The following is a 5,098-nucleotide window of genomic DNA, read 5'->3' as shown; positions in this document are numbered from 1 at the left end:
TATGGTGAGAGCGCTGGGGCTCGAACCCAGGACCAACGCCTTAAAAGGGCGATGCTCTACCAACTGAGCTACGCTCTCAAACCACATTACAAAGTTAGCACATTCGGATGCATTCGTTCGGAGCCGACTCTTCCACAGTAGGCGAAACGCCTCGGATGCGGACTTTAGTAACATGACTCGTCACGAATGTTTGATTGACTTGAGATTCTGTCCCCGGTAGCCTCAGGCTATTGCGGTAACTGCGGAACAACATCGCAGTTTGCAGACGATACGCTGTTACCGAAATACACACAGCTCATCATGATGGATTCTCGGGACCAAGATCCAAACGAAGCTCTGCCTGCGACTAAGACGCGCGAAGATTCTTCAGCGCTCTACTCCTGGGCGAATCTTCATGGGATCAAGCACCGCGACTTCTCCGCTCGGCAGCGCGCTAACCTGCACGACAAGGAGCAGCAAGCGGCTATCCCAGCCACGGCCAAGCCTGGCTATCCTGGAGCGCCTGATGCCGCTGGATTTCGTCCCTCTCGTGAGGCCGATAACGCACCTCGCACAGAAGGGGTAGAACGCCGCAAAGGCGTCCGCAGAGCGGAGGCGATCGCGAGGGCTGAGACGATGACAGGCCACGAGTCGCGTGAGATCACTGACCCTGTCCAAAGGCAGGCTGCTCGTGACGCGGAGTTTGATCTGCGCCGCAGACCGCCCACGGTTCCAATTCCAACGTCAGCCCAGTTCATCGCCGACGATGACGCCACCGAGCACGGCCTCGAAACAAATCCTCTCAACGATGCGCATCCAGAGGCAGATTTCGTCCATGAGGCGACAGCATCAGAGTCGTTGCCGCCCTCTTCGGTTCTCTCCGGAACGGCTGATTCCGCGGGGCCTGCGTGGCTTTACTCGCCGCCAACGCTACAGATTCCCGCGAAGCCGCTTGCCGCCCCTTCGACCTCCGCTCCTGCGTCCGTTGCCGAGACGCTGCAATCCTCTCGTGAGCGCGTGGCCTCGCGCTGGTTCGCCCTTAAGGGCGTATTTGAGCAGATCGAAGATCCGGCAGAGGCCGCATCGTTTCGACAGAAGGAGACGCGCACTCCAGTACTTGCCGTCTACTCCATCGCGGGCGGAGTGGGCAAGACCAGCTTGGTTGCGACGGTGGGCCGTTCCTTGTCTGCAATGGGTGAAAAAGTTCTGCTTACTGATACGACATCGCATGGTCTGCTTCCGTTCTACTTCGGAGCCAATGAACTGCAACACGATACCGTTCGCACGTTCTCCCCTCCCAGTGGAAGCACCGACGCTCCGATCTACCTCGTCAGTCACGAGATGGAAGAGAAGGGAAGAGAGGAGAGCGCACAGGAACTTTTTCTCGAAGAGGTGGCCACAAATAGTCAGGGCATGCATCGCATCCTGCTCGATCTGTCGTCGACCTCAGGCTGGGTCATTCGCCAGATGGCGCGCATGAATCTGACGGTGCTGGTTCCGGTCGCTCCGGATATGAACTCGGTCATCAGCACGGGGTTTGTCGAGAGATTTTTCAGTGGCCTCATCGATAACGACGCGCGTCCTTTGCAACCTTTTTATGTTTTGAACCAGTTTGACCCTTCCTTGCCGTTGCATCTCGATGTTCGCGAGGTGTTGCGCAGGAAGCTGGGAGATCGCCTGCTGCCCTTTGTGATTCATCGTGCGCCTGCGGTCAGCGAAGCGCTTGCGGAAGGCATGACGGTGGTCGACTACGCTCCGGATACACCGATTGCCGAAGACTACATCGGCATCGCTACGTGGCTCCGTACGATTGCGGCACCAGCCTCGGCGGGCTTCCGCACCGGTCGCTGGACCGAGCGCTGAAGGGTTGCCTCATGGCAGGCGACAGACTTTCACAGTTGCATTGGCATAGGGACAGTCGAATCCCGTCTTAGCCGCTTCATCCAGCACGATCCAGTTCACCTTCACAGGCTTCAATGCTGCCATTCTTTGTGCGTCCGATTTGCCATTGATTCGTTCCTGGGCTGTCTCCCCGATTTGCCATGCGGCGGCTAATGCTGGCGTGACAGAGACCTCGCCTCCATCTTTGGAGTAGTCCGGCAATGCGCTTCGCTCGGCGATGGCTCGAAAGCATTGTGCGTCTTCGCCCGCGCTTGTAATGTAGTGAGCGTCGAGAGCAAACAGGGCCGTCTTCGGCGTATTTTGTCTGACCCATAGGAAGGCCTGCTCCCACTGGTTGTAAGGAGTCGTCCCTGGCATCTCGAGGTGTGCCGAGTTGGGGAAGGTTTGCCTCTCGGCAGAGAACATGACTCCGGCCAGAAGGACAAACGCGGTTGCCCCTCTCAGCAAGCTCCGCTGCAAGACCCATCGTGCGAGCTGAGAGCCTACTGCCAGGATCATGACGATATAGACGACCTGAAAGATTCGCAATGGCTGCAATCGAGCAACCAGATGAGTCGCCATCTGCTGCCGGGCGAAGACCATGGCAACGAGTGCAGCTACCGAGCCGCAGATCACCGCCATGCGTGCGAGCGCTACGCTTGCGGCACTGCGGTCTCGAAGGGTTCTAAAGCCGACGATCGCGAGGATGGCCAATGGAGCGGCCAGCCCGATCTTCTCGTACCAATGCCATGCTCCCAGGAACCAGTAATAGCGCGTCATTTCGACTCGAACGTAAATGGCGCTCTCGGCGGGAGACAGAGCTTGTATCGCTGCGGCCACGCCGAGTGCGGTCAGGCACAACGTAATTGTTCCGCCCACGCGCAGCCATCGCGTCGGGGACAGCATGCAACTCAGCACAAGCACGCATCCAAACCCATAGGCAGCCATCAGCGGATGCATCGCTGCCGCACAAGCCAGCGAGCCGACGCATAGGATCCATCCTCTACGTCGGCTCGCGTTCAATTCTCTCGCCAGAGGAAACGCGTCGAGGATGCCGACCAATGCAAGCAGAACGCACGGCGTCGAGAAACTTCTCGCGGTCACGTAAGGATCCATCAACATCAGCGAGGTCCCCGCAATCGGAAGCGTGATCCACATTGCGAGCAATGCGCACGCTCCGATGCGTGCTTCCGGTGAGTCATAGCATCTCGCGACCAGCAAATATGCGGCGAATAGTGTCAGCCAGACCGTTGCGAGATAGAGCGATAAAAGCACGACTGGAAGAGTCAGATGCGACCAATGTACGAGTGCCGCGACCATCGGAGCGAAGAGCGAGAACCGCAGATGCTCGGTCACAAACGCGGTGCCATACGGATACAACGTTGGATCGAGCAGTCGCTTGACGCCGGCCATGTACAGCCCGCCGTCTTCGGCGTAAGGATGATAGCCATGCACCATTAGGACCAGCGCCGTCAGAATGGTGACGAGGACGTAGGCAACGCGCAGCTCCGATCTGCGGATGAGGCGATGCGAAAGCGAAGAAGGAGTTGATACTGTCGCTGTCGTCGCCAATTACGCCTACCTCCATTTCTTATGCATAAACCGCGCAGTGTCGAAATTACAGACTAAATAAAATCCGGCCCATAAGCTGCTGCCTTTGAGGACAATCTTAGTTACAGATTGTTTGCTTGACCTGTTATCCGCGACGCAGATTTCCATGTCTGTGAAGCGATTTCAGCAACAAGCGACGGTACAATAGAGATGCCTATGCATAAATTACTCCCTGTCAGTGCCGCGACCTTTTGCCGGGGCATTTTCTCCGCATGAGTACACAGCGCGGCAGCCGCAATCTTATAAAAGTCCTTCCGGGCCTGCTCATCAGCGCCTTTTTTCTTTGGTACACGTTCAAGGGAATTTCGTTCTCCCATATTCGGGCGCTACGCATCGTGCATCCTGCCTGGATCCTGGGTGTGCTGGGCTTTACGCTGGCTGGTTATACGCTCCGTTGCGTGCGCTGGACCCAGATGATGCGCTTCACCGGCGCGCGTTTCACCGTCTGCGCCCGCGTCCTGATGACCTCGCTCGCCGCGAACAATATCCTTCCCCTCCGCATTGGCGACGTCATGCGCATCTTTACTTATGCACCCGACCTTGGAGCTTCACCATCGGTCATCCTCAGTACCGTCATTCTTGAAAAGCTTCTCGATGTCTTTGTTGTAGGCCTCATTTTCATCGCCACGATGGGGCGCGATCTCCCGGCTAAAATTCGCCACGGCGCTGATATCGCGGTCCTGATCTCCGTCATCGGTCTGCTCATCTTTATGCTCGCAGCCGCGCACCTTGAGGCACCTCTTCGCCGCCTCTTCGCAAAGCTTCCAGCGAACAAACTCGTCCAGAAACTCGAACACTGGATTCTGCTTGCGGTCGATACGCTCCGGCAGCAGGGAATTGTCGGCAACCTGTTGCTGTTGTTGCAGAGCTTCGTCATCTGGTTCTGTGAGGGGATGATCTTCCTCGCCGCCATCCATCTCGTCGGACTGAGCACGGATGTGCTTGGCCCGTGGGAGGCAGTCTCCTTCGCCAACCTCTCGTATATGCTGCCCAGTTCGCCGGGCGCTATCGGGACGTTCGAGTGGGCGGTGAAATCGGCACTGGCCAGCCACGGAACTCCGCAGGCGCAAGCCGCCGTTTTTGGCCTTGCCATTCACGCCTGGATGCTCATTTCCATCACCGGAGCGGGAGGACTGATCTTCCTCATCCATCGCTTCAAGATCAACAATCACACGCCCCTGTTGGAAGAGATCGAGACGCTTCCAGACGAGCTTCCGTGAGCCGGATCAAGGTACCCCCTCCCCCCCTATACTTAAGTCCTAAAGTCTTCAAAACAAAGGACACAAGTCCAAACTTCAGTAATGGTACCCCTTAACGTAAAAAGGTCCGGCGGAGTGCCGGACTTCTGTTCTTTTCTCTGAGTTAATTGTACCAAGGGTTGTCAAGCGGTTCTGGTTGAGTTAGCGAGCGGTTGGGGAACTCTTCCGGCCGGGTCAAGTAAACTCGAACTGAAGCCCCACAAAATATTTCTTTCAGCGGTGAATCCGAAGCATGTATCGCACAATTCAACAGTCCTTGCTGGCCCGCCTCCAGGCCATCCTGCTTGCAAAATACGACGTCACGATTGCCACCCTGGCGGTGGAGCAGCCCCCGAACATCGCCTTTGGCGAAGTGGCGCTGCCGGTTG

The 5,098-nt window shown here is 57.1% G+C and carries 3 protein-coding genes and 1 tRNA gene; 2 read left to right on the top strand and 2 right to left on the bottom strand.

The annotated features are described in order from the left end of the window. Positions 1 to 2 precede the first annotated feature (2 nt). Positions 3 to 78 (bottom strand) — tRNA-Lys (locus VMU57_RS21705). A 222-nt stretch (positions 79 to 300) separates the two neighbouring features. Here VMU57_RS21705 and VMU57_RS21700 point away from each other — a divergent pair. After that, positions 301 to 1,842, top strand: coding sequence for a cellulose synthase operon protein YhjQ/BcsQ (locus VMU57_RS21700; RefSeq protein ID WP_325387262.1), 1,542 nt, complete (start codon positions 301 to 303; stop codon positions 1,840 to 1,842). Between the two features lie 9 nt (positions 1,843 to 1,851). Here the strand turns inward: VMU57_RS21700 and VMU57_RS21695 are convergent, their stop codons facing one another. Further along, the gene (locus VMU57_RS21695) at positions 1,852 to 3,432 is read right to left on the bottom strand and encodes a hypothetical protein (RefSeq protein WP_325387260.1); all 1,581 of its coding nucleotides are present in this window, start codon (positions 3,430 to 3,432) and stop codon (positions 1,852 to 1,854) included. A gap of 251 nt (positions 3,433 to 3,683) precedes the next feature. Between VMU57_RS21695 and VMU57_RS21690 the strand changes: the two genes are divergently transcribed. After that, complete coding sequence (locus tag VMU57_RS21690) at positions 3,684 to 4,691, top strand: lysylphosphatidylglycerol synthase transmembrane domain-containing protein (protein WP_325387259.1); 1,008 nt, start codon at positions 3,684 to 3,686, stop codon at positions 4,689 to 4,691. The last annotated feature ends 407 nt before the right edge of the window (positions 4,692 to 5,098 follow it).

Source organism: Edaphobacter sp., from assembly GCF_035532915.1.
Classification (GTDB): Bacteria; Acidobacteriota; Terriglobia; order Terriglobales; family Acidobacteriaceae; genus Edaphobacter.
This window is presented reverse-complemented; position numbering and strand designations above follow the sequence as displayed.